We start from the raw sequence: 2099 nt of genomic DNA, 5'->3' as shown, positions 1-2099 counted from the left end.
CCCCGGGGCCGGCCCCGACGGTGGGCCGGCCGCGCTTGCGCAGCTTCTCGACCTCGTAACCGGCCTCGGCCTCGTCTGCCCACTCCTGGATCATCTCGTCCGTGACGGGCTGACCGTTGATCGTCTCCTCAGGCATACCCATTAGTGTAATACGAAATTATGCAGGTAGGAGGCGGCGACCTGGCGCCGCTTTCCAGTCGGTATTGCGCCGCTTCTTCCGGGTGGCCCCACAGCAACCCGCGGACCCTTTCCGGCGTATCCGGTGACCCACCCCTATTACCCTACTTTCGGGGCTTTCGCCTTGTTCGCGGGTAGTCGTTTCCAGTCTGGGTGCATCAGAGCGATCCAGCAGACGAGGGCGCGAGCCTCGCCCGGACGACGCGGATCGAAACGGACAGAACGAGAGCTACGAGCGCTGCAGTGAATAGCGCGGCCGCGGTCCAGCTCGACCCTTCGATCAGGTTCAGCCTTTGTGCCCCAGTGCAGTACGTCGTGGAGCCCAGCACCGTCGTATAACACTCGGGTGGCGCCACGGGGCGGTTCGCATCGTGCAGCGTTTGGCCAGTCTTCACTGCTGCCATTACCGCGAGGGCCAAGAACCCGCTCCAGAGCGCGGCCTCGCGGCTTCGAAGCGATGCAAAACCCACTCCCATTCCGAGCCCGATCATCGTCGCTACAGTCACGACCAGTGTTAGCAAAACCATCAGGTGTCACCTCTCGGCACGGAATCGGGGGCAGCAACAGGGGCTGTCACGTCAGCACAGCGGGTTTCCCGCGGCCGGTGCGTTCTGCCGTGCGGCTGTCAGATACTCTTGGGGTGGGCGCTGCGGCTGCACTGGCGCCATCGCGGTCAACGATCTGCCCGCGGGAGACAAACGCCTCCCCGCGGGATTTGAACACGAAGCGTGATAAACGCCAGCATCCAAATAGCGGTCCCGGCGAGTATCAACGTGAGCATGAGGCCGATGTCATACGAGCCGAGATATCCAATCGGGGCAATCGTCATCGCGCGTCCCCGTTCGAGGTGCGGGGACTGCCCGCACCGCCGGCGGCACGGAGCGCGCCGATTGAAACAGGACCCCAACACGACTGAACCGGGGCTGATCCACGCAGCACTGCGGCGAAGAGGCCAGCGCCGAACAGGATCCCGTATCCGGTGGGGCTACCGGGAAGGAAGTCGAGATACCCGAGTTCGATGATCTCCGGTATTGGTCCCACAGCACACAAGACGGTCATTGCCGTCGCTGCGGTCACCCGGAGCAGATTCGATCGGTCGCTGGTGTAGGGCTTCCAGCCGAACTTGCGGATGTAGCTGTACTCCGAGTCAAGTGCGCCGAGAATTGTGGCGACTCCGACGGTGGCGGCAATGAGCGGCCACATGGGGTCGAGCGCCAGGATCAGGCTCTGATTGGCGGTCATTGGGGTTCCTTGCGATAGAGAAGACGGGGGGTGCTCAGTCGTCGTCGGTGTGTTCGGCGAGTAGATCCGGTGGCATGGGCTGGTATGGAAGGGCGGGCCAGCCTGAGAACGATCCGTCCGCCTTCGCATGGGACATGGGGCCGGAATCGCTGTCGAAGATCACCCGCACATGCGGTTCGAGATGGTGGATCCACCAGTTGGACATCGCCGACGCTTTGTCGGAGACCCGGGCTTCTTCCCACGCAAACCAGAGGGATTTGAGTCGGCCGGCGACTTCGGGGTACAGCCACCATCTCGCGTCCCAGGCCAGCCCATTCTCTCCGCCACCGGGACCCATCTTCCGGCGGATGACTTGGGTGAAGAATCCTTCGACCCACGCGATGTAGTTGGGATACATCGGCTCGATTTCTGCGAGCTCGGCAGCCTCTTCGGGCTCACCGTCTTCGTCGTACTCCTCCTCGCCTTCCTCGCTTTCCGCGCCTTCGGAGTCTTCGTCTTCATGAGGGTCGTGGGGTTCGAGACTCGGATCGTCGCCCTCGACGGTGGGGTCGTGTTCGTCGACGGCGTTCGGATCGAAGTCGAACGGGTTCTCGTACCCGGTCTCGTCATTGCTCTGCCAGTCGTCCTCGGTGGCTGCGAGATTGACCATCAGTGCGTCCCTTCTCCGAAGAATTCCGACT

At 62.9% G+C, this 2099-nt stretch carries 2 protein-coding genes and 1 pseudogene; all 3 read right to left on the bottom strand.

The features are described 5' to 3' along the window. Window positions 1-136, bottom strand: a pseudogene (locus WAW17_RS12445) (CopG family transcriptional regulator); the annotation flags it as partial. An 866-nt stretch (window positions 137-1002) separates the two neighbouring features. After that, the gene (locus WAW17_RS12440) at window positions 1003-1419 is read right to left on the bottom strand and encodes a hypothetical protein (RefSeq protein ID WP_422333279.1); all 417 of its coding nucleotides are present in this window, start codon (window positions 1417-1419) and stop codon (window positions 1003-1005) included. Between the two features lie 34 nt (window positions 1420-1453). Then, a partial coding sequence (locus WAW17_RS12435; protein WP_422333278.1) for a DUF4913 domain-containing protein occupies window positions 1454-2099 on the bottom strand: 646 nt, incomplete at its 5' end.

Source organism: Rhodococcus sp. (in: high G+C Gram-positive bacteria), from assembly GCF_049286785.1.
GTDB lineage: Bacteria > Actinomycetota > Actinomycetes > Mycobacteriales > Mycobacteriaceae > Rhodococcus_F.
The sequence above is the reverse complement of the archived record's forward strand: the minus strand, read 5'-3'. Positions and strand labels throughout refer to the sequence as shown.